Here is a 20,879-nt window from a genome sequence, read left to right as displayed (position 1 = left end):
CCCCAGTAGTTGCGGACAGAGGTTGTCCGCAACGCTGGGTAGCGTGTGGACATGGCCTCGAAGACGACGTACCCCGTACTCGGCAACCGCGCCCTCAACCGCGCCACCCTGGACCGTCAGCTCCTGCTGCGCCGTGTCCCCCGTTCCGCGATGTCCGTCAAAGGCGCCGTCGAGCACCTCGTCGGTCTCCAGGCGCAGAACGTGAAGCCGCCGTACTACGCGCTCGCCGCCCGCCTGGAGGGCTTCGACCCTGAGGAACTGTCCGCGCTGATGGCATCGCGCGAGGTCGCGCGGCTGGTCACGATGCGTTCCACCATTCATACGCACTCCACCGACGACTGTCTGACCCTGCGGCCGCTCGTCCAGGCGGCGCGCGACCGGGAACTGGGGCAGTTCAGCACCGGCCTCGCCGGGGTCGATCTGGAGCGGCTCGGCGCCGTCGCCCGCGAGCTGGTCGAGGAGCGGCCCCGGACCATGAAGGAGCTGCGCGAGGCGCTGCTGAAGGAGTGGCCGGACGCCGATCCCTTCTCGCTGTCCGTCGCCGCCCGCTGCGTACTGCCGCTGGTGCAGGTCACCCCGCGCGGACTGTGGGGCCGCAGCGGCCAGGTCGCGCTCACCACCGCCGAGCACTGGTTCGGCCGCGCGGCGCAGCCCGCGCCCGACGCCACAGTGCTGCGCTACCTGGGGGCCTTCGGTCCCGCCTCGGTCAAGGACATGCAGAAGTGGTCCGGACTGACCCGGTTGCGGGAGGCCTTCGAGCGGTTGCGCCCGCAGCTGGCCGTCTTCCAGGACGAGAACGGCGTCGAGCTCTTCGACATCCCGGGTGCGCCCCGGCCCGACGCCGACACCCCGGCGCCGCCGCGCTTCCTGCCCGAGTTCGACAATCTGCTGCTCTCGCACGCCGACCGCACCCGCGTCGTGCCCGAGGAGTACAGAATGCGCATCTGGAAGGGCAACATGGCCTACTGCACCTTCCTCGTCGACGGCTACCTCGCCGGCATCTGGCGGCTGACCGAGTCAGACGCGACCGCGACCATGACCGTGCAGGCCTTCGGCACGCTGACCCGGGCTCAGCGTGACGCGCTGGCCGAGGAGGGGGACCGGATGCTCACCGTGCTGTCCTCGGCCACTGCGCACGACATCCGCTTCGGAACGGTGAGCGAGTAGACCTCAGTCCGCGCGGCCCGTCGCCGCCACCGTCACGCCCAGGCCGATCATCGCGAAACCGCCCGCGCCGCCCACCATGGAGAGCCGGCGCTCCGAGCGGGCGAACCAGTTGCGGGCCGCCGCCGCGCCCAGGCCCCAGAGCGTGTCCGTGACCAGGCCGATCGAGATCGGGACCAGGCCTAGGAGCAGCATCTGCGTGGGCAGGTTGCCCGCCGAGTGGTCCACGAACTGCGGCAGCACCGCAGCGAAGAAAACGATCCCCTTGGGGTTCGTGACGCCCACCAGGATGCCGTCCACGACCGTCCGGGCATCACCGCGCGCGGGCCCCGCGGGGGCCGCCATGTCCGAGACCTTCATGTCCTTCCGGTGCCGGAACGCCTGCACCCCCAGGAAGACCAGATATGCCGCGCCTGCCAGCTTCACCGCCATGAACACTGTCGCGGACCGCTCCACCAGCGAGCCGACGCCGAGCGCGACGGCCACCACCAGGACGTACGAGCCGAAGACATTGCCCAGGGCGGTGGCCACGGCGGTGCGGCGGCCGTGGGCGAGGGCGCGGCCGATCACGAAGAGCACGCTCGGGCCCGGGATCACGATCACCAGCAGTGACATCGCGGCGAATGCGAGGAAGCGGTCTGTCGACACCATGGGCTCATTCAACCTGACAGTTCGGGGCGCGCCCAGAGCTGGTCGGCGGTTTGTTCCCCTCCCCGTCAATCGCCGGAGGGGCTGAAAATTCAGCCCCTCCGGCGATTGACGGGGAGGGGGCACGGCGGTGGAGCCCCGAAAACAAGCCGCGCCGGCGTTGAGGCGTGGACGGGAGGGTCCGGGGCGGCGCCCCGGTTCAGGGAAGGGGCGGGGTGGGGGAAAGACCCCCCTCGCGCCCTACGGCAGCAGCCCCGCCCGCCGCGCCGCCACCACCGCCTCCAGCCGCGTGTGCGCCCCCAGCTTCCGCATCGCCGACCGCAGATACGCCTTCACCGTCTCCGGCTTCAGGCCCAGCCGCTCCGCCGCCACCGCGTTCGTCGAGCCCGCCGCGACACAGGCCAGGACATCCAGCTCGCGCGGCGCCAGCGCGACCGCCTGCCCGCGCGGCGGGCCGGCCGTCGCCGCCGCCAGCCGGCCGCAGACCGCGAGCAGCGTCTCGCGCAGCGAGTCGTCGGCGATGCGCGGGGCCAGCGCCCGCAGCTCGCCGTGCGCCTCGCGGACCTCCTCCCACGCCCCGCCGTCCGCCACCGGCTCCCGCGTCGCCGTCAGCAGCCGCTGCACCTCGTCCCGTACGACAAGCGCCTGCTCCACATCGCGCGCTGCCGCCACCGCCGCGTCGAAGGTCCGGTCGCCGACCGCCGTCGGTGACCGCAGCGCGCCGTACAGCACGCCCCGCACCCTGCGCTGTACGACCACCGGCACCGCGAGCACCGAGCGCAGCCCCTCCGTCGCCACCGCCGCGTCGTACTCGTGGCTGATGTGCCGCGCCGAGGGATAGTCCGTGACCGCGCACGGTCGCGACAGGGCGATGCACTTGCCCCCGAGGCCGTTCCCCGCGCTTATGGACAGCCCGCGCAGCGCCCCCGTCGCCGTCCCGCTCAGCTCGGCGATCCGCAGTTGCCGCGCATCGTGCAGCAGCCCGCCGAAGGCGACCGGCAGCCCGGTCGCGCGGCGCAGCCGCAGCAGCGCCGCTCGCATCTGAACCGTGTCGACGGGCTCGTGCACGCGCTCTTCCCTCTTGGGGTGTCACCCCCGTACGGGGGTAGTGAGACCTCGGTCACTGATTACACGATGTCAGTAGCCGGTCCCGCAATGAGGAGGACACATGACGTCAGGCAGTGCGACGGAGAAGTTCCGGGCAGCCCGGGACTTTCTGCTGCAGCACCGGGAGGACTACGCGACGGCCTACGAAGGCTTCGCCTGGCCGCGGCCGGAGCGCTTCAACTGGGCGCTGGACTGGTTCGACGTCATCGCCGAAGGTAACGGCAGCACCGCGTTGCACATCGTGGAGGAGGACGGCCGCGAGATCACCGTCTCGTACGGTGAGATGTCCGTCCGGTCCGGCCAGGTCGCCAACTGGCTGCGGGCACAGGGAGTCCGGGCGGGCGACCGTGTCGTCGTGATGCTCGGGAACCAGCAGGAACTGTGGATGATCGCACTGGCCGCGATGAAGCTGCGGGCGGTCGTCATCCCCGCCACCCCGCTGCTCGGCCCGGCGGACCTGCGGGACCGTATCGACCGCGGTCACGCCCGGCATGTGATCGTGCGGGACGCGGACACATCCAAGTTCGACGACGTGCCCGGCGACTACACCCGGATCGCGGTCAAGGCGCCCGGCGCCGACCCCGTACCGGGCTGGCTCGACTTCGACGATGCGTTCTCCGCATCCGCCGGCTTCGAGCCGGACGGGGTCACCCTGGCCGACGACCCGCTGATGCTGTACTTCACCTCCGGCACGACCGCCCGCCCCAAGCTCGTCGAGCACACCCATGTGTCGTACCCCGTCGGCCACTTGGCGACGATGTACTGGATCGGCCTCAAGCCCGGCGATGTGCATCTGAACATCTCCTCGCCCGGCTGGGCCAAGCACGCCTGGTCCAATCTCTTCGCGCCGTGGAACGCCGAGGCGACCGTCTTCATCCACAACTACACACGCTTCGACCCGGCCCGGCTGATGGCGGAGATGGACCGCGCGGGCGTCACCAGCTTCTGCGCCCCGCCCACCGTCTGGCGGATGCTGATCCAGGCGGACCTCGGTCAGCTGCGTACGCCACCGCGCGAGGTCGTCGCCGCCGGGGAGCCGCTCAATCCGGAGGTCATCGAGACCGTACGGCGCGAATGGGGCGTCACCATCCGGGACGGCTTCGGGCAGACCGAGACGGCTGTGCAGGTCGCCAACAGCCCGGGCCAGCTCCTCAAGGCTGGGTCGATGGGCCGTCCGAGCCCCGGCTACCGGGTGGTGCTCCTCGACCCGGTCACGGGAGAGCCGGGCGCCGCCGAGGGCGAGATCTCACTGGACCTGTCCGCCCACCCGGTCGGCCTGATGACCGGGTACCACGGGGACCCGGACCGTACGGCCGAGGCGATGGCCGGCGGCTACTACCGCACCGGCGACATCGGCGCGCGCGACGCGGACGGATACATCACCTACATCGGGCGCTCCGACGACGTCTTCAAGGCGTCCGACTACAAGATCTCGCCGTTCGAGCTGGAGAGCGCCCTCCTGGAGCACGACGCGGTGGCCGAGGCCGCGGTGGTGCCGGCGCCGGACCCGGTGCGGCTCGCCGTGCCGAAGGCGTACATCGTGCTCGCCGAGGGCTGGGAGCCCGGGCCCGACACGGCGAAGCTGCTCTTCGAGCACTCGCGCGCGGTCCTCGCCCCGTACAAGCGCATCCGGCGGCTGGAGTTCGGCGAGCTGCCGAAGACCGTCTCGGGGAAGATCCGCCGGATCGAGCTGCGCGAGGCTACGGCCGGGGGCTCGGCGGCCGAGTATGTCGAGGGGGATCTGCGATGACGCTCTCGTACGCGCACGGCACGGGCCGGGCCGCGCTGCTCGGCGAGACCATCGGCCGCAATCTCGACCGGGCGATCGCCGCGTATCCCGACCGTGAGGCGCTGGTCGACGTGCCCGCCGGCACCCGCTGGACGTATGCCGAGTTCGGCGCGGCGGTGGATCAGCTGGCGCGCGGGCTGCTCGGGACCGGCGTCGCCAAGGGCGACCGGGTGGGGATCTGGGCGATCAACTGCGCCGAGTGGGTGCTCGTCCAGTACGCCACCGCCCGGATCGGCGCGATCATGGTGAACATCAACCCCGCGTACCGGGCGCACGAGCTGGAGTATGTACTCAAACAGGCCGGGATCTCGGTGCTGTGTGCCTCGCAGCGGCACAAGACGAGCGACTACCGGGCGCTGGTGGAGCAGGTGCGCCCGGGCTGCCCCGACCTGCGGTCCGTCCACTACATCGAGGACGGCTCCTGGGACGTGCTCCTGGACGCGGCCCAGGCCGTCACGGACGAGGAACTGGCCGCCCGCGAGGCACAGTTGTCCTGCGACGACCCGGTCAACATCCAGTACACCTCCGGCACCACCGGCTTCCCCAAGGGAGCCACCCTCTCCCACCACAACATCCTCAACAACGGCTATTTCGTGGGGGAGTCGATCGCCTACACCGAGCGGGACCGGATCTGTCTGCCGGTGCCCTTCTACCACTGCTTCGGCATGGTCATGGGCAACCTCGCCGCCACCTCGCACGGCGCGTGCATGGTCATCCCGGCGCCGTCCTTCGACCCGGCGGCGACGCTGCGCGCGGTCGAGGACGAACGCTGCACCTCCCTGTACGGCGTTCCGACGATGTTCATCGCCGAGCTGAACCTCCCCGACTTCGCCTCGTACGACCTGTCCACACTGCGCACCGGCATCATGGCGGGCTCGCCCTGTCCGGTGGAGGTGATGAAGCGGGTCGTCGCCGAGATGCACATGGCGCAGGTGTCGATCTGCTACGGAATGACGGAGACCTCGCCGGTCTCCACGCAGACGCGGCGGGACGACGATCTGGAGCGGCGTACCGGCACGGTGGGCCGGGTGCTGCCGCATATCGAGGTGAAGATCACGGACCCGGTCTCGAAGGTCACCGTCCCGCGCGGCGAGGCGGGTGAGCTGTGCACCCGCGGATACAGCGTGATGCTCGGGTACTGGGACGAGCCGGCGAAGACAGCGGACGCGATCGACGCCGGCCGCTGGATGCACACGGGCGATCTGGCGGTGATGCGCGAGGACGGCTACGTCCAGATCGTCGGCCGGATCAAGGACATGATCATCAGGGGCGGCGAGAACGTCTATCCGCGGGAGATCGAGGAGTTTCTCTACACCCACCCCAAGATTGCGGATGTGCAGGTGGTCGGTGTCCCCGACGATCGGTACGGGGAGGAGATCCTGGCCTGTGTCATCCCCCGCGACCCGGCCGAACCGCCGAGCCTGGAGGACATCGCCGCGTTCTGCCGCGAGCAGCTGGCGCACTACAAGATCCCGCGTCGCGTCGAGATCCTCGCGGACTTCCCGATGACGGTGAGCGGCAAGGTCAGAAAGGTGGAGCTGCGGCGGCGCTACGGCTCCGAGGACACGCTCTAGCTAGGCCCCGGTGGAGATGAGCTCGTCGGCCGGTCCGTTGACCGGCTTCGGGCGGCCCGTGAGGTCCATGACGAAGAGCGGGATACCCAGGTCGTCCGCGCGGGAGCGGGCGTCGTCCGCGTATCCCGCGAGCGAGAAGAAGACACTCGATGCCGACGTGGTCAGCCCGTTCAGCCACAGGCATTCGACGTCGCGCAGGGTGGCGGGGCGGGTGGACGGGTCGACCTGGGCGATCAGGCCCGGGCCGCGCAGATCTATTCCGGACGGGGGCCGGACCTCGGTCTTGACGATGTCCTGGAACCCCAGCCACGAGAGATAGAGCGCCGCCGCGGTCACCGCGTCGCGCTCGGTGCGGATCGTGACCGGGCGGAACGAGGGGCGTGGCACGGTCGCCGTGCGCGGCAGTGGGATGCGCGCCGGGCGAGCGGGGGAGGGCGGCGCCTCGGGCGGGGTGGGGGCGCTCACCGGGCGCACGGGGATACGGAGCACCGCGCCGCAGGGGCAGCCGAGCTCCGGCTGCGGCCAGTGGTCCTGGCGGCCGCAATGAAAACAACGGACCGTGACCCAGTCGTCCGTCCAGGTGCGGTGGGTGATCGGCTCCGGCCGGGCGGCGCGCAGCAGCGGCGGGGCCAGCGGGGCTCCGCAGGCGCAGGGATAGACCGGCGACGCGAACAGATGATCGCGACGGCAGGCCGGACAGCGCACCGGCACGGTATCGGCCATCGCTCTCCCCCATTTCCTTTCGTACTGCCGTCTTTCCTTTCGTACTGCCGTCCATCGTCCACGAAGCGGGATGCCTTGGGGGCCACTTCTGCCATCCCTTGACGCCGTAGAGCACGCGTCCTACATTGCTTCCGTATAGCAGAACTATACTTCCGCATTACGGAATCGACGCTCTGGAGTGACGTGAAGGAGCCCGACTCCGCCCGGCCGAAGCAGGAGCACCCATGCCTCGTATGACCGCTGCCAGAGCGGCAGTTGAGATCCTCAAGCGCGAAGGCGTCACGCACGCGTTCGGTGTGCCCGGCGCGGCGATCAACCCCTTCTACAAGGCCCTCCAGGCCGGCGGCGGCATCGACCACACCCTCGCCCGGCACGTCGAAGGCGCCTCCCACATGGCGGAGGGCTACACCCGCTCCGCCCCAGGCAACATCGGTGTCTGCATCGGCACCTCGGGCCCGGCGGGCACCGACATGATCACCGGCCTGTACTCGGCCATCGGCGATTCCATTCCGATCCTGTGCATCACCGGCCAGGCGCCGACCTCGGTGATCCACAAGGAGGACTTCCAGGCCGTCGACATCGCCTCGATCGCCAAGCCGGTCACCAAGGCCGCGACGACCGTCCTGGAGGCCGCACAGGTCCCGGGCGTCTTCCAGCAGGCCTTCCACCTGATGCGCTCGGGGCGCCCGGGCCCGGTCCTGATCGACCTGCCCATCGACGTCCAGCTCACCGAGATCGACTTCGACCCGGAGACGTACGAGCCGCTGGGCGTCTTCAAGCCCGCGGCCACCCGCGCCCAGGTGGAGAAGGCCCTCTCGCTGCTCCTGGAGTCGGAGCGCCCGCTGATCGTCGCGGGCGGCGGCATCATCAACGCCGACGCGTCCGATCTGCTCGTCGAGTTCGCCGAGCTGACCGGCATCCCCGTCATCCCCACCCTGATGGGCTGGGGCACCATCGCCGACGACCACGAGCTGAACGCCGGCATGGTCGGCCTCCAGACCTCGCACCGCTACGGCAACGCGACCTTCCTGGAGTCCGACTTCGTCCTCGGCATCGGCAACCGCTGGGCCAACCGCCACACCGGCGGCCTGGACGTCTACACCAGGGGCCGCACCTTCGTGCACGTCGACATCGAGCCCACCCAGATCGGCAAGATCTTCGCCCCGGACTACGGCATCGTCTCCGACGCCGGGGCGGCGCTGGAGCTGTTCGTCGAGGTCGCGAAGGAACTGAAGGCCGCGGGCAGGCTCCCCGACCGCTCGCAGTGGGCTGCGTCCGCGCAGGAGCGCAAGGCGAGCCTGCTGCGCCGCACGCACTTCGACAACGTCCCGCTGAAGCCGCAGCGCGTGTACGAGGAGATGAACAAGGCGTTCGGCCCCGAGACGCGGTACGTCACCACCATTGGCCTCTCGCAGATCGCCGGCGCGCAGATGCTGCACGTCTACAAGCCGCGCCACTGGATCAACTGCGGCCAGGCGGGCCCGCTGGGCTGGACCATCCCGGCGGCGCTCGGCGTCGCGACCGCCGACCCCGAGACCCCGGTGGTCGCGCTCTCCGGCGACTACGACTTCCAGTTCATGCTGGAGGAACTGGCGGTCGGCGCACAGCACCGGATTCCGTACGTCCATGTCCTGGTCAACAACGCCTATCTGGGCCTGATCCGCCAGGCCCAGCGCAATCTCGACATCAACTTCCAGGTCAACCTGGAGTTCGAGAACATCAACTCGCCGGAGCTGGGCGTGTACGGCGTCGACCACGTCAAGGTCGTCGAGGGCCTGGGCTGCAAGGCGATCCGGGTCACCGAGCCGGACCAGCTGTTGCCCGCCTTCGAGGAGGCGAAGAAGCTGGCGGCGGAGTACCGGGTGCCGGTGGTCGTCGAGGCGATCCTGGAGCGCGTCACGAACATCTCGATGGGCGTCCAGATCGACGGCGTGAACGAGTGGGAGGACCTGGCGACGGAGCCGGACCACGCGCCGACGGCGATCAGGACTCTCCAGGTCTGAGCGCGCAGCCGCTGACGCGGGGTGAAGGCCCCCGGTGCTCCGCGCGGAGCACCGGGGGCCCTGCCGTGTTCCCACGGCGGCCTGAGCCTGGAACCCTTGAACCACTGGGACCACGAGGGGAGTTCCGCTGTGGCGCGAACGGGTCGGTGGGCAGTGGCTGTGATGGCACCGGTCGTGGCCTTCGGAGTCGGTCTGTGGCTGGCCGGAGATGTGTTCTCCGGCTGGCTGCCGCGTGGGGAGGCTGAACGATGGGCGGTCGCCGCCGCGTTCGCAACGATCGCCGCAGGCGCGGTCGGCGCGCCGCTCGGCTGGTGGGCCGGGCGCGAGACGCGGGGCGGCGGCCGGGTGGTCCAGCGGGCGACGGCGACGGAGGCCTCACGGACCACACAGATCGGCGGCAGCCGAGGTGGCACGGCCTCCGCGCCCGCTGGTGATGTGGAGCAGCAGGCCGAATCGTCCGGCACTGCGCGCATTACGCAGATCGGCGGCGATCAGCACACCGGCGGGCGGTAGTCGGATGGCGGGGGAGAAGCGGAGTACCCACCGCGCAGAGCAGCACGCGCGCGCCCAGGGAGCGGGACGCGTGGAGCAGTTCGCCGGCGACCAGTACAACATCATCGCCACGGGCACCGGTCCCGTACCGCAGGCAACGGCCGCGCTTCCGGCCCCACCGGCCCACCTGGTCGGCCGCACGTCCGAGGCCGAACAGCTGCTGGAACTCCTCGATCCCGAAGGGCAGGGCCCCTCGGCCGTCGTGGTCTCCGCCGTCTCCGGACTCGCGGGGATCGGCAAGACCGCACTGGCGCTGCATGCAGCCCACGAGGCGGCGGTCGTACGCAACTGGTACCCCGGCGGCGTGCTGTTCGTGAATCTGCGCGGTTACGACCCCGAGGGCCAGGTCACGGGCGGGCAGGCACTTGCCGCGCTGCTGCGGGCACTCGGCGTGCGGGACGAGGACCTGCCGTCCACGACCGACGAACAGGCGGCCGTCTACCGCTCCGAGCTGGCCCGCATGGCCGACCAGGGCCGACGCGTGCTGCTGGTGGCGGACAACGCCTCAACGGCTGCGCAGGTGAGCCCTCTGATCCCCGCGCGTCGCGAACACCGGTTGGTGGTGACCTCCCGGGACATCCTCGCGGCCCTCCCCGCGCGCCAGCTCGGCCTCTACGAACTGGCGCCCGGCCCGGCCCGCGAACTCATCAGCGACAGCCTCACCCGCGCACGTCCCGACGACACCCGTCCTTCGCGCCAGCGTGAGGCACTGGACGAGGTCGTGCGCCACTGCGGCAGGCTGCCGCTCGCCCTGGAGATCGCCGCGGCCCGCCTCACCGGCGACCCGGGCCTCTCCCTTGCCGCTTTTGCCGCCGAACTGGCGGACACCCGAGGCCGCCTGGAGCAGCTGCGCTACGACGACGGCGGCCACTCCCTCGCCGTACGGGCCGCCTTCGAGGGCTCGTACCGTCGCTTGGACCCCGAACCGGCCCTGCTCTTCCGCCTGTTGTCCCTCAACCCCGGCCCGGACCTGGCCACGGACGCGGCGGAAGCACTGATCGGCCGCCCGGCCCGGGGCCTGCTGGCGAACCTCGCCCGCACGGCGTTGCTGAGCGAGCAGCCGGTCGGCGCAGGGCGGTGGCGGATGCACGACCTGATCCGGCTGTACGCGGCGGAACTGGCGGAAGGGGACGACGCGGCGGCCCGGGCGGAGGCGGCGGACCGGCTGCTGGAGCACTACTCCACGACGTTCGAAGCCGCGACCGCGCTCCTGGCGGACCTGCCGGAGGAGCGTAACCGTCAGCGGTTCGGCAGCCGCAGTGAAGCGCTCGGCTGGCTCAAGGGCGAACGCGCGAACCTCACCGCGGCCGCCCGGACCTTCTCCGGGAGCCATCCGGACGTCGTGGTACGCATCGCTTTCGACCTCGTCTATCGCCTCTTCCAGTGGCGCTACTTCGACGACGGAACCGCTGTGGCGGAGGCGGCGCTGGCAGTGGTCGACGGTCACGGAACGGCGAGCGACAGGGGCGGGCTGCACACCATCCTCGGCATGGCTCTGTTCGGGGCCGGGCGGCGGGCGGAGGCTGTCGCCGCGACACAGGAGTCCATCAGGATCTACCGGGAACTCGCCCGGGACCAGCCTGAGGTCGAACCCCTGGTGGGGCGCTCCCTTGCGAACCTCGGCATCCAGGAGCGCGATCCGGAAAGGCGCCGGGTGGCCGCCGAGGAGGCCGTGTCCATCGGACGCCGATGGGCACGCGGGGACGACCCCGCACTTCCCGATGTGGAACTCGCGGGAGCACTGCACAACCTCAGCGTTGCGCTCGCGGACCTGGGCCGGCACGCGGAGGCCGTCGCCCCCGCGCAGGAAGCCATGGAGATCCGCAGACGCCAGGCACAGGCGGCCCCGGGGGCCTTCCAGAGGTACTTCGCCGACCTGTTGATCCATCTCAGTGCGAAGCTGTTGGAGGCGGGCCGACCGGAAGACGCCGTGTTGCGGGCCGCTGAGGGCGTGGATGTCTTCAGGCAGCTGGCCGCAGAGGATCTCAGGGCGCACGAGCACGCCCTGTGCGACGCGCTGAGCAGGCTTGGTCTCGCGCTCGCCGCGGTGGGGCGCCGGGAGGAAGCGTGCGAACTCCACGCGGACGCTGTTGCGGTGGCTGCGCATCTGGGCGAGAACGCCGAGGAAGCCCAGGTGCTGGCAGAACTCGCCGATGTCCTGGCGCGTAGCGCTGCGGGACGCGGAATGTGGCGGCGCATCAGAAGGCGCCGGAGCCCGGGTGGTTCGTAGGGACATGGCCGCCCGACGGCGCGAGGCTGGCGCGACAGGACATTCGTGCCGCCGGGCGGGGATTGTGGGCCGGAGTACGTCCCGGCGGACGGAGTCTGTGCATGCGGCTGGGACCGCGGCGGCGGCGATTGGTTCCCGGAGCCGCTTCCTTCAGGTCAAGAAGCGGGTCCCGTAGCCTTCACCACCGCACTGGCATCGCACTGCCGCCGCGGTCTCGGCCTGCCCGTACCGCGTGACCACCCCTCATGCGGGTCCACGGCGCGGGCTCGGCGCCCGGCTCCTGACCCCACGTCAGATACCCGGGCGCAGCCTGTTGCTGTCAGTCCTCGCGCAGAGCGCGGACCGCCTCTTCGACGCGCTTGCCGTAGTCGGCGTCGGCGGCGTGGAAGTGGGCGAGGTTCTTCTCGATCACGTCGTCGCGGGTGACCTGGGACAGGCCGCCCGCGATGTTCGCGACGAGGCGGGACTTCTCCTCCGCCGACATCAGGCGGTACAGCTCGCCCGCCTGGAAGAAGTCGTCGTCCTTGGTGTGCAGCGGGGCCTCGTGCGTGCCCGTGTGGCCGTGGACGGCCAGCGGGGCGGAGAGCGCGGAGTCCGTCTGAGCCGGACCGGCGTACGAGTTGGGCTCGTAGTTCTTCTCGTGACGCGAGCCGTTGCGCGTGGCCATGAAGCCGTCGCGGCCGTAGTTCTGCGCGGTCGTCGCCTTCGGCGCGTTCACCGGCAGCTGGGTGTGGTTGACGCCCAGGCGGTAGCGGTGCGCGTCCGCGTAGGCGAACAGCCGGCCCTGGAGCATCTTGTCCGGCGAAGGACCTATGCCCGGCACGAAGTTGTTGGGCGAGAACGCGGCCTGCTCGACCTCGGCGAAGACGTTCTCTGGGTTGCGGTCCAGGACCAGCCGGCCCACGCGCTGCAGCGGGTAGTCGCTGTGCGGCCACACCTTGGTGAGGTCGAACGGGTTGAAGCGGTAGTCCGCGGCCTCCGCGGCCGGCATGAGCTGGACGTACAGCGTCCAGGACGGGTTCACGCCGCGCTCGATCGCCTGCAGCAGGTCCGTCTGGTGCGAGTTCGCGTCCTTGCCGACCAGCTCGGCGGCCTGCTCCGAGGACAGCGAACGGACACCCTGGTTCGTCTTGAAGTGGTACTTGACGAAGAAGGCCTCGCCCGCGGCGTTGGTCCACTGGTAGGTGTGCGAGCCGTAGCCGTTCATGTGGCGGTACGACGCGGGGATGCCGCGGTCACCCATCAGCCAGGTGATCTGGTGCGTCGCCTCCGGGGCGTGCGCCCAGAAGTCCCAGACGTTGTCCGGCTCCTGGCGGCCCGTGAACGGGTCGCGCTTCTGCGAGTGGATGAAGTCGGGGAACTTGACCGGGTCCTTGATGAAGAACACCGGGGTGTTGTTGCCGACGAGGTCGTAGTTGCCCTCTTCGGTGTAGAACTTCAGCGCAAAGCCGCGCGGGTCGCGGACCGCGTCCGCGCCGCCGAGCGAGTCGGCGACCGTGGAGAAGCGGATGAACGTCTGCGTGCGCCTGCCGACCTCGGACAGGAAGTCCGCCCTGGTGAAGCCGCTGACGTCGTCGGTCACTTCGAAGTAGCCGTACGCGCCGCTGCCGCGGGCGTGCACGACGCGCTCCGGGATGCGCTCCCGGTTGAAGCGGGCGAGCTTCTCCAGCAGGTGCTGGTCCTGCAGGAGGAGCGGGCCACCGACGCCGGCGGTGGCGGAGTTCTGGTTGTCGGCGACCGGGGCGCCTGACTCGGTCGTAAGCACACGCTGCGTCATGGTGGCGGGATTGACCTTCCGTGCTGAAGCTGCTGAAAGCTGCTGGCGGTGCGAGGAGCGTAAATACGCCTCGAACGTCACGTCAACAGTTTGTTGAAATCGAAGGTGGTGTTCCGGACGGCGCCGGCGCCTGGGCGCGACAGGACAGGTGTCAGCGCCGGCGCCGCCCGGAAATCTGGGGCCCGGTCCGGGCCGGGGTCAGGCCTGCCGGCCGGAGAGGCGCTCGACGGAACGCAGCAGGGCGGAGTGGTCCAGGCCGCCGTCGCCCTGCGCACGCAGCGAGGCGACCAGCTGGGCCACGACCGCGCCGACGGGCAGCGCGGCACCGACATTGCGGGCGGCGTCGGTGACGATGCCCATGTCCTTGTGGTGCAGATCGATCCGGAAGCCGGGCTTGAAGTCCCGGTTCAGGAAGTTGTCCTTCTTGCGGGTCAGCACGGTCGAACCGGCCAGACCGCCGTTCAGGACGTCCAGCGCCGCCTGGAGGTTCACGCCGGACCTCTCCAGGAAGACCACGGCCTCGGCGCATGCCTGGATGTTGACCGCGACGATCAGCTGGTTGGCGGCCTTCACCGTCTGGCCGGAGCCGTGCGGGCCGCACAGGACGATGGTCTTGCCCAGCGCCTCGAGGATCGGCCTGGCGGTCTCGAAGTCGGCCTGTTCGCCGCCGACCATGATCGACAGTACGGCCTCGATCGCGCCGGCCTCGCCGCCGGAGACCGGGGCGTCCAGCACGCGGATGCCCTTGTCGGCCGCGGCCTTCGCGAGGTCCACGGAGGTCTGCGGGGTGATCGAGGACATGTCGATCAGGAGGGCGCCGGACCCGGCGTTCTCCAGGATGCCCTCGGGGCCGTAGGCGATGGCCTCGACCTGGGGGGAGGCGGGCACCATCGTGATGACCACGTCGGCGTCCCTGACGGCCTCGGCGATCGAGGGCGCGACGGTGCCGCCGGCGGCCGCGAGGCGGTCCAGCTTGTCCTGCTCCAGGGTGAAGCCGGTGACCTGGTAACCCGCCTTGATCAGGTTCTCGGACATGGGGGAGCCCATGATGCCGAGGCCGATCCAGGCGATCCTGGGCAGGGCCGGGCGGGAAGAATCTGCGAGGTTGCTCATGGGGGTGCCTCTCTAACTGCTGTGTTACGTCAGTGGGTTACCGCTCACCGCGGTCAGCGCGCCGCGCGGGCCCCGGCCGGCAGCCAGTCGAACGACTCGGCGCTCGGGCGGTCGCCGGCCTTGTACTCCAGGCCGACCCAGCCGTCGTAACCGGCCTTCGTCAGCTCGTCGAGGAGCTGCTCCAGCGGCAGTGCGCCGGTGCCCGGCGCGCCGCGGCCCGGGTTGTCCGCGATCTGGACGTGGCCGGTCTTGTCGGCGTACGCCGCGATGACCTGGCTGACGTCCTCGCCGTTCATCGACAGGTGGTAGATGTCGAGCAGGAACTTGGCGTTGTCGAGGCCGGTGGCCGCATTGACCTTGTCGACGACCTCGATCGCGGCCGGGGCACTCACCAGCGGGTAGCGCGGGGACTCCGGCTCGTTGAGGGTCTCGACGAGCAGGATCGCGCCCACCCGGTCGGCCGCGCGCGCGGCAAGCACCAGGTTCTCCAGGGCGATGCCGTCCTGGACCTGCGGGTCGACGCCGTCTACGCGGTTGCCGTAGAGCGCGTTGAGCGCCTTGCAGCCGACCGAGGCGGCGAACTGGGCGGCCACCTCGATGTTGGCGCGGAAGCGGTCCGACTCCTGGCCGGGCACGGAGAGTGCGCCGCGGTCTGGACCCGGCAGCCGGCCGGCGTAGAAGTTCAGTCCCACCAGCTGGGTGCCGGCGTCGTCGAGCGCCTTCTTGAGGGCGTCGAGCTCGGCCTGCGGCGGGGTGGGGGTCTCGATCCAGGGCCACCACAGCTCGACCGCGGTGAAGCCCGCCGCGGCGGCGGCCGCGGGGCGCTCCAGGAGCGGGAGTTCCGTGAAGAGGATCGAAAGGTTCACATCGAAGCGCTGGTCCGTGACTGCGCCTTCCGGGAAGCGGGCCATAAGGGGCGGCGCTCCTTCCGTATTGCGGAAGTTAGTTTCTGCTTAACGGAAGACTGCCTGGCGTGGGGTTGAGCTGTCAAGACCGGCAAACAAAAAAGCGCCCCCCGCGCCGGGAGACAGAGGGCCTGTTCAGGCTTCTGTCACCGCGGCGCCGGAGGCGCTTCGGACTGCGTTGGGGCGCAATCCTGGTGATATGGCTACAGCGCGTCCACCGCGCTCACTTTCCAGCCGGCGTCGGTACGCGTCAGCGTCATCCGTACCCGGTTCAGGTCGACGCGTGGCCCCGTCACCTGGGTGCTCGTGGTCACCTGATTGACGAAGAGCAGCACGACCGCCTTGTCCGGCGAGGCCGAAACCACCGAGGCGGCCGGTGCGCCGCCGGCGGGCGGCTTCACCACCGACGCCTTGACCACGCCGTGGTACTTCGCCGCGGTCGGCGCCACCACGGTCGTCGTGGTCCTGCGGTACTCGTCACGGAACTTGCCGGTCAGATGGTCGCGCGCCGCCGCGAAATCCTTCTCCAGCCGCCGGTAGTCGTACGACAGCACGATCGGCGCCGCCTGCGTCGCCGCGGCGAGCGCCTGCACCCGTGCGCCGTCCGCGCGCCTGCCGTCCGCGTACGTGGATCCGAGCACGCCGACCGCGACCAGCATCGCCGCCACCAGCACCGCCAGCACGGCGCAGATCCGGCCACGCCGCCGCCCGCGTGCGGCGACGGCCACCGCGTCGTCGGCGCACAGGACCGGGCCGGCCTGCTGATCGTCGGGCCGCCGCGCCTGGCTCGCGTCGTCCGGCGCCTCCGGCTTGATCACGTCCGGCGCCCCGGCGTCCGTCTCGTCCGGCGCCACAGTCTCGTCCGGCGCCGCAGTCTCGTCCGGCGCCGCAGTGCCCGCTCCAGGGCCGACCCGCTCCGTGCGCCTGGCCGCCGCGCGGGCGGCCGCGGCCATCGAGCGGCGGCCGGGGGATGCGACGCCGGGGCCTCGTACAGTCGAGTTCGCCACGGTCCTGCTCCTCACTGCTGGTATTACGGGTGTGTGCTCTGGCGTGCTCAGCCGACGAACTCGACATCGGACGTCAGCCAGCGGCCGTGCTCGAGTACGAGATCGAGCTGCAGCCGGTAGGTGCGGGCCTGTCCGCCCGGGGCGGCGGAATTGGTCACCTTGCTGTCGGCGACCACCAGCACGCGGGCGGTCCGCTCGTCGGAACGCGTGATGCCCGCTTCGAGCACCTGCCCCTGCGACACCGACTTGTTCGCCGCGACCAGCTTCGTCAACTCGGCGGTCTGCGCGGAGAACTGGTCCTTGAAATCACCGGTCGCGCCCTTCAGGACGTTTGCGCTGTCCTGCTTGTAGTGCCGGTAGTCGAGCGAGGTGAAGTTCAGCGCGGACTGCCGGGCCGCGGCCAGGATGTCCTGCCGCCGGTGCTCCTCGGTGCGCTGTTCGTACACCTGGAGGCAGAGCCAGCCGCTCAGCGCCGTCGTCACGAGCGTCAGGGCCACCAGCGTGGCCGGCAGTGCCCTGCCGCGCCGGGCCGCGGCCACTGTTCTGGTGCCGACCAGGCGCAGCGACCGGGTCAGGCCCGCGAGGATGCCCCCGTTCATGCCATGGGTCCAACGAGCAGCCATTGCCACGAGTCCTTTCCGAGCAGGCTCTGTTCGCCGCCCGTCGAGCCGATCTCGACGAGCGTTCCGTCCGGTCCCGCGGCGAGGCCGGTCTCCGGGTCGTACGGGGTGACATACGCGGCGCGGCCCGCCCCGGAGGATGCCGAGGAGCCGGGCGCGTTCTGGGCGCCGCGGACCGAGGTGGCGCTGCCGCGCGGGGCCGAGCAGTGCGCGCCCGTGTTCGCGGAGCGCTGGGAGGTGTCCGCGGGATCGCGCCGCTGGGTGCCGTAACCCTGGCGGCACGGCGGCGGGTCGTCGGCACCGGCGACCATGCCGAAGTGGGTGGTGCCGTCGCCCGGGATCACGGTGAAGCTACCGGCGACGACCAGCGGGAAGGTCACCAGGGCCTGCTCCACGCCGGGCAGCCGGGCCACCGTGATCTGGCCGCCGCTGATCAGATTCCCGAGCAGTACGGGCAGATGGGTCTCGTTCGCCTTCAGCAGCGAGTTCACCTCCTGCGCGGCCGGCGTGGACGAGCCGATCAGCCTGCGCAGGTCCGTGTCACTGGACTTCAGCTGAGCGGTCAGGGAGGCAAGGTCACGCGAGAACGACTTGATCGCCGAACCCTTGTCGACCTGCGTCTTGAGGACCGTGCGTGAGTCCTCGATCAGCGAGACGGTCTGCGGCAGTGACGCGGATGCCGACTCCACCAGGTTGTTGCCCGAGTCCACCAGACGGCTCAGATGCGGGCCGGTCCCGGCGAAGGCCTTGCCGAGTTCGTCGATGGTGATCCGCAGATCGTCCTTGCCCACGGAGTTGACCAGCCGGTCCAGGCTCAGCACCAGATCAGTGGTGGGCAGCGGCACCCGGGTGTCACCGCGGGCGATCACACTGCCGTCCTTCAGATACGGGCCACTGCTGCCCCGTGGCTGCAGATCGACGTACTGCTCACCGACTGCCGAACGGTTCGCCACCACCGCCAGCGTGTCCGCCGGGATCTGCGCCCCGTCCTCGATGTCCAGCCCCACCGACACTCCGTCGCCGCCCCCGAGACGCAGCTCACCGACCCGGCCCACCGGCACCCCGCGATAGGTGACCTCGGCACCCGGGAAGATGCCGCCGGATTCGGCGAACTCGGCGCGCACGGTGTAACCGCGGTCGAGAAGAAGATCCGCCAGGCCCGTGTAGCGGGCGCCGACGTAGGACACGCCGACGGCGGTGACCGCGGCGAAGGCGAGCAACTGGGCTCGGACCGCACGAGTGATCACGGTTGCATCCCCTTCAGCATGAGCTCGGCGAGGGCGAGAGACACCCCGGGCGCAAAGCGGTCCCCGGCGCCGCCCCTGCCTCCGTAGGCGGCGTAACTGCCGGTACACACCGGCGGACACAGCGGGTCCCCGGCGTCCGGTGGGGCAGACGGAGCGCTGGGCGCGTTCGGCGCGCCCGGGTGCGGCAGCGAGGTGGGCAGTGGTACGCCGGGTACCTCGGGCAGCTTGGGCAACCCGGGCTTGTCCGGCGCGCCCGGCTTCTTGGGCTTCTCGGCGAGATTGCCGTAGATGCTCGCCAGGTCGAGATCGGCGGTGATCTTGAGGTTGACGTAGTCGCCCTTGATCGCATCCGTCACATTGCGCGGGAACGGATAGGTCGTCAGCAGCTCAAGGGCGTTGGGCAGATCACTGCCCGCCTTGTTCAACTGCGCCAGAATCGGCTGCAGATTGCGCAGATTGGCGACCAGGTCGGCCCGCGAGGCATTGACCACCTTGGTGCCCGCCGTGCCGAGCTTCGAGAGCGAGGTGAGCATCGCGGTGAGGTTGCGGCGCTGGTCGGCCAGCACCTTCAAGGCGTCCGGCATGGTGTCGAGCGCCGTGGCGATGGTCTTCTTCTCGCCGGCGAGCCGCTTGGCCAGCCGGTCGACGCCTTCGAGAGCGCGGACGATCTCCTTGCGCTGCCCGTCCAGACCGCCCATGAACGTGTCCAGCTCGCCGAGCAGCGACTTCACCCGGTTCTCGCGGCCTTCCAGGGCCTTGTTGAGCTCCGTGGTGATCGTCTTCAGCTGCGCGACCCCGCCGCCGTTGAGCAACGCCGACAGCGCGGAGAGCACTTCCTCGATCTCCGGGTTGCGCCCGCTGCGGGACAGCGGGATCCGGTCGCCGTCGCGGAGGCTGCCTGTGGGGGCGGAGTCCACCGGCGCGGACAGCGCCACGTACTTCTCGCCGAGCATGCTGGTCTGCCGAATTCCGGCGATCGCGTTGCCGGGCAGCTTCACCGAGCGGTCGACCCGCAGCCGCACCCGGGCGTGCCAGCCGACCAGCTCCACCTTCTCGACGGCGCCCACCGTGACGTTGTTGACCTTCACGGCCGACTGCGGCACCAGATCGAGTACGTCCTTGAACTCGACGGTGACCCGATAGGCGTTGCCGTCGTTGGCGGCGCCGCCCGGCAGCCCCACGTCGTACAGACCGTTGAACTCGCAGCCGGTGAGCACGACCGAGCCCATCGCCGTCCACACGGCCGCAGCCCTGCCCCTGCGCAGCACTGAATTGATCCTCATGCACCGGCCTCCAGGATTCCGCCGAGCGTCCGGTCCACCGGGCCCGTGCCCGACACCGGTGCGATGCGCGACAGTTTCGGCAGCGTGTCGAAGAGCTCCTGGAGCTCCTTGCAGTCGGGGTTCTTGCCACCTGCGTCCCCGGTCGTCCGCAGCAGCGAGCACAGCAGCGCAGCCGGATCCTGCGGCTGGTCGGTGTTGTTGCGGGTGTCGAGGGTGCCGGATACGGGGTTGTAGGCGTTCTGCAGATTGGAGATTCCGGTCGGCGCGACCTCGAGCAGTTCCGCGAGGGCCGCACGCTGGGTGACCAGAACCTTGGTGACCTTGCTGAGTCCTTTCACATCTGAGGTCAGCGTCTTCTTGTTGTTCCGTACGAACGCCGACACATCACCGAGGGCCACGCCCAGATTCTTCAGAGCTGCCGCCAGGTCCTTGCGCTCGCCGGAGAGCTGGGCGGCGACCTGGGAGAGGCTGTCGTTGAACGACCGCACATTCTTGTCGTCCGCGGCCAGCGCCGCGGTGAACACCTGGAGATTCCGGATGGTGCCGAACAGGTCCTTCCGGCCGTCGGAGAGGGTGGTGACCGCCAGCGACAGGTCCTCGACCGTCTGGTGCATCTGTGCGCCCTGGCCCTCGAGGTTGTCCGCGCTCACCCCCAGCAGCCGCGACAGGGCCCCGTCCGCGTTGGCTCCGCGCGGTCCGAACGCCTCTGCCGTCGTGTGCAGACTGTCGAAGATCCGGTCCAGCTCGACCGGCACGGCCGTACGGCTTTCGGGTATGACCGCGCCGTCCCGCATCGCGGGACCGCCGCGATAGACCGGCAGCAGCTGTACGTAACGGTCGCTGACGACCGAGGAGTTGATGATCGCGGCCTGGGCGCCGGCGGGGATACGGCGTCCGGAGTCGTACTCCAGCTCCACCCGCACCCGGCGGCCCTCCGGCGTGATCTTTCTGACCTCGCCGACGCGGACGCCCAGTACCCGTACGTCCGAACCGGGGTGGATGCCGACCGTGCGCGGGAAATACGCGGTGACATGGACCGGGGACTCCCGGGGCCACAGGACGACCGCGGTCGTGCCCGCCACGAGCGCCGTCGCGAGGACCAGCGCCAGACGCCGGGCAACTCGTCCCCTCGGTATG

General features: G+C 70.4%; 17 protein-coding genes. 6 read left to right on the top strand and 11 right to left on the bottom strand.

Going from position 1 to position 20,879, the window contains the following annotated elements; all coding sequences use genetic code 11:
* The first annotated feature begins 51 nt into the window (after window positions 1–51).
* Window positions 52–1,167: a winged helix DNA-binding domain-containing protein gene (locus ACI2LP_RS02355; protein ID WP_404722646.1), complete on the top strand. Its 1,116-nt coding sequence runs from the start codon at window positions 52–54 to the stop codon at window positions 1,165–1,167.
* A 3-nt stretch (window positions 1,168–1,170) separates the two neighbouring features.
* Here ACI2LP_RS02355 and ACI2LP_RS02350 read toward each other — a convergent pair whose 3' ends face one another.
* Entirely contained in the window at window positions 1,171–1,815 is a 645-nt protein-coding gene (locus ACI2LP_RS02350; RefSeq protein WP_404722645.1) for a LysE family translocator, read from the bottom strand.
* Between the two features lie 237 nt (window positions 1,816–2,052).
* A complete protein-coding gene (locus ACI2LP_RS02345; RefSeq protein WP_404722644.1) occupies window positions 2,053–2,880 on the bottom strand; it encodes a response regulator transcription factor in 828 nt (275 codons plus the stop codon).
* Between the two features lie 100 nt (window positions 2,881–2,980).
* Here ACI2LP_RS02345 and ACI2LP_RS02340 point away from each other — a divergent pair, with 100 nt between their 5' ends.
* Together ACI2LP_RS02340 and ACI2LP_RS02335 are read left to right on the top strand one after the other, a co-directional pair.
* Window positions 2,981–4,669, top strand: coding sequence for an AMP-binding protein (locus tag ACI2LP_RS02340; protein ID WP_404722643.1), 1,689 nt, complete (start codon window positions 2,981–2,983; stop codon window positions 4,667–4,669).
* Window positions 4,666–6,282 (top strand): AMP-binding protein, encoded by a 1,617-nt coding sequence (locus ACI2LP_RS02335; RefSeq protein ID WP_404722642.1) that lies wholly within the window; start codon window positions 4,666–4,668, stop codon window positions 6,280–6,282. Before ACI2LP_RS02340 ends, ACI2LP_RS02335 begins: the two co-directional genes overlap by 4 nt.
* On the opposite strand, the gene ACI2LP_RS02330 is transcribed toward ACI2LP_RS02335, so the two are convergent.
* Window positions 6,283–7,005, bottom strand: a complete 723-nt coding sequence (locus ACI2LP_RS02330) for a hypothetical protein (RefSeq protein WP_404722641.1) — start codon at window positions 7,003–7,005, stop codon at window positions 6,283–6,285. It lies immediately after the preceding gene.
* A 224-nt stretch (window positions 7,006–7,229) separates the two neighbouring features.
* Here ACI2LP_RS02330 and gcl point away from each other — a divergent pair, with 224 nt between their 5' ends.
* The 3 genes from gcl to ACI2LP_RS02315 all read left to right on the top strand — a co-directional run bounded on the left by gcl (window position 7,230) and on the right by ACI2LP_RS02315 (window position 11,790).
* Window positions 7,230–9,008 (top strand): glyoxylate carboligase, encoded by a 1,779-nt coding sequence (gene gcl / locus ACI2LP_RS02325; protein ID WP_404722640.1) that lies wholly within the window; start codon window positions 7,230–7,232, stop codon window positions 9,006–9,008.
* Between the two features lie 162 nt (window positions 9,009–9,170).
* Window positions 9,171–9,521: a hypothetical protein gene (locus tag ACI2LP_RS02320; protein ID WP_404722639.1), complete on the top strand. Its 351-nt coding sequence runs from the start codon at window positions 9,171–9,173 to the stop codon at window positions 9,519–9,521.
* 70 nt (window positions 9,522–9,591) lie between these two features.
* A complete protein-coding gene (locus ACI2LP_RS02315) occupies window positions 9,592–11,790 on the top strand; it encodes a tetratricopeptide repeat protein (protein ID WP_404722638.1) in 2,199 nt (732 codons plus the stop codon).
* Window positions 11,791–12,109: 319 nt separating this feature from the next.
* On the opposite strand, the gene ACI2LP_RS02310 is transcribed toward ACI2LP_RS02315, so the two are convergent.
* The 8 genes from ACI2LP_RS02310 to ACI2LP_RS02275 form a co-directional block, all read right to left on the bottom strand.
* Complete coding sequence (locus ACI2LP_RS02310) at window positions 12,110–13,567, bottom strand: catalase (RefSeq protein ID WP_404722637.1); 1,458 nt, start codon at window positions 13,565–13,567, stop codon at window positions 12,110–12,112.
* A gap of 198 nt (window positions 13,568–13,765) precedes the next feature.
* Window positions 13,766–14,680 (bottom strand): 2-hydroxy-3-oxopropionate reductase, encoded by a 915-nt coding sequence (locus ACI2LP_RS02305; RefSeq protein WP_404722636.1) that lies wholly within the window; start codon window positions 14,678–14,680, stop codon window positions 13,766–13,768.
* Between the two features lie 53 nt (window positions 14,681–14,733).
* Window positions 14,734–15,591, bottom strand: a complete 858-nt coding sequence (locus tag ACI2LP_RS02300; protein WP_404722635.1) for a TIM barrel protein — start codon at window positions 15,589–15,591, stop codon at window positions 14,734–14,736.
* A gap of 197 nt (window positions 15,592–15,788) precedes the next feature.
* On the bottom strand, window positions 15,789–16,592 hold the full coding sequence (locus tag ACI2LP_RS02295) for a hypothetical protein (protein ID WP_404722634.1): 804 nt from the start codon (window positions 16,590–16,592) through the stop codon (window positions 15,789–15,791).
* Window positions 16,593–16,639: 47 nt separating this feature from the next.
* A complete protein-coding gene (locus ACI2LP_RS02290; protein ID WP_404722633.1) occupies window positions 16,640–17,215 on the bottom strand; it encodes a hypothetical protein in 576 nt (191 codons plus the stop codon).
* The gene (locus ACI2LP_RS02285; protein ID WP_404722632.1) at window positions 17,188–18,459 is read right to left on the bottom strand and encodes an MCE family protein; all 1,272 of its coding nucleotides are present in this window, start codon (window positions 18,457–18,459) and stop codon (window positions 17,188–17,190) included. The genes ACI2LP_RS02290 and ACI2LP_RS02285 overlap by 28 nt, the downstream gene beginning before the upstream one ends.
* The gene (locus ACI2LP_RS02280; RefSeq protein WP_404722631.1) at window positions 18,456–19,742 is read right to left on the bottom strand and encodes an MCE family protein; all 1,287 of its coding nucleotides are present in this window, start codon (window positions 19,740–19,742) and stop codon (window positions 18,456–18,458) included. The genes ACI2LP_RS02285 and ACI2LP_RS02280 overlap by 4 nt, the downstream gene beginning before the upstream one ends.
* Entirely contained in the window at window positions 19,739–20,851 is a 1,113-nt protein-coding gene (locus ACI2LP_RS02275; protein WP_404723043.1) for an MCE family protein, read from the bottom strand. The genes ACI2LP_RS02280 and ACI2LP_RS02275 overlap by 4 nt, the downstream gene beginning before the upstream one ends.
* Window positions 20,852–20,879 lie beyond the last annotated feature (28 nt).

Source organism: Streptomyces sp. NPDC019890, from assembly GCF_044903445.1.
Lineage (GTDB): Bacteria > Actinomycetota > Actinomycetes > Streptomycetales > Streptomycetaceae > Streptomyces.
This window is presented reverse-complemented; position numbering and strand designations above follow the sequence as displayed.

Excerpts from the sequence above, each read along its gene's own strand:
- ACI2LP_RS02290 (WP_404722633.1), bottom strand. The coding sequence starts at position 17,215 with ATGGCTGCTCGTTGGACCCATGGCATGAACGGGGGCATCCTCGCGGGC.
- ACI2LP_RS02330 (WP_404722641.1), bottom strand. The coding sequence starts at position 7,005 with ATGGCCGATACCGTGCCGGTGCGCTGTCCGGCCTGCCGTCGCGATCAT.
- ACI2LP_RS02305 (WP_404722636.1), bottom strand. The coding sequence starts at position 14,680 with ATGAGCAACCTCGCAGATTCTTCCCGCCCGGCCCTGCCCAGGATCGCC.
- ACI2LP_RS02335 (WP_404722642.1), top strand. The coding sequence starts at position 4,666 with ATGACGCTCTCGTACGCGCACGGCACGGGCCGGGCCGCGCTGCTCGGC.
- ACI2LP_RS02320 (WP_404722639.1), top strand. The coding sequence starts at position 9,171 with ATGGCACCGGTCGTGGCCTTCGGAGTCGGTCTGTGGCTGGCCGGAGAT.
- ACI2LP_RS02300 (WP_404722635.1), bottom strand. The coding sequence starts at position 15,591 with ATGGCCCGCTTCCCGGAAGGCGCAGTCACGGACCAGCGCTTCGATGTG.
- gcl (WP_404722640.1), top strand. The coding sequence starts at position 7,230 with ATGCCTCGTATGACCGCTGCCAGAGCGGCAGTTGAGATCCTCAAGCGC.
- ACI2LP_RS02340 (WP_404722643.1), top strand. The coding sequence starts at position 2,981 with ATGACGTCAGGCAGTGCGACGGAGAAGTTCCGGGCAGCCCGGGACTTT.
- ACI2LP_RS02280 (WP_404722631.1), bottom strand. The coding sequence starts at position 19,742 with ATGAGGATCAATTCAGTGCTGCGCAGGGGCAGGGCTGCGGCCGTGTGG.
- ACI2LP_RS02350 (WP_404722645.1), bottom strand. The coding sequence starts at position 1,815 with ATGGTGTCGACAGACCGCTTCCTCGCATTCGCCGCGATGTCACTGCTG.
- ACI2LP_RS02310 (WP_404722637.1), bottom strand. The coding sequence starts at position 13,567 with ATGACGCAGCGTGTGCTTACGACCGAGTCAGGCGCCCCGGTCGCCGAC.
- ACI2LP_RS02355 (WP_404722646.1), top strand. The coding sequence starts at position 52 with ATGGCCTCGAAGACGACGTACCCCGTACTCGGCAACCGCGCCCTCAAC.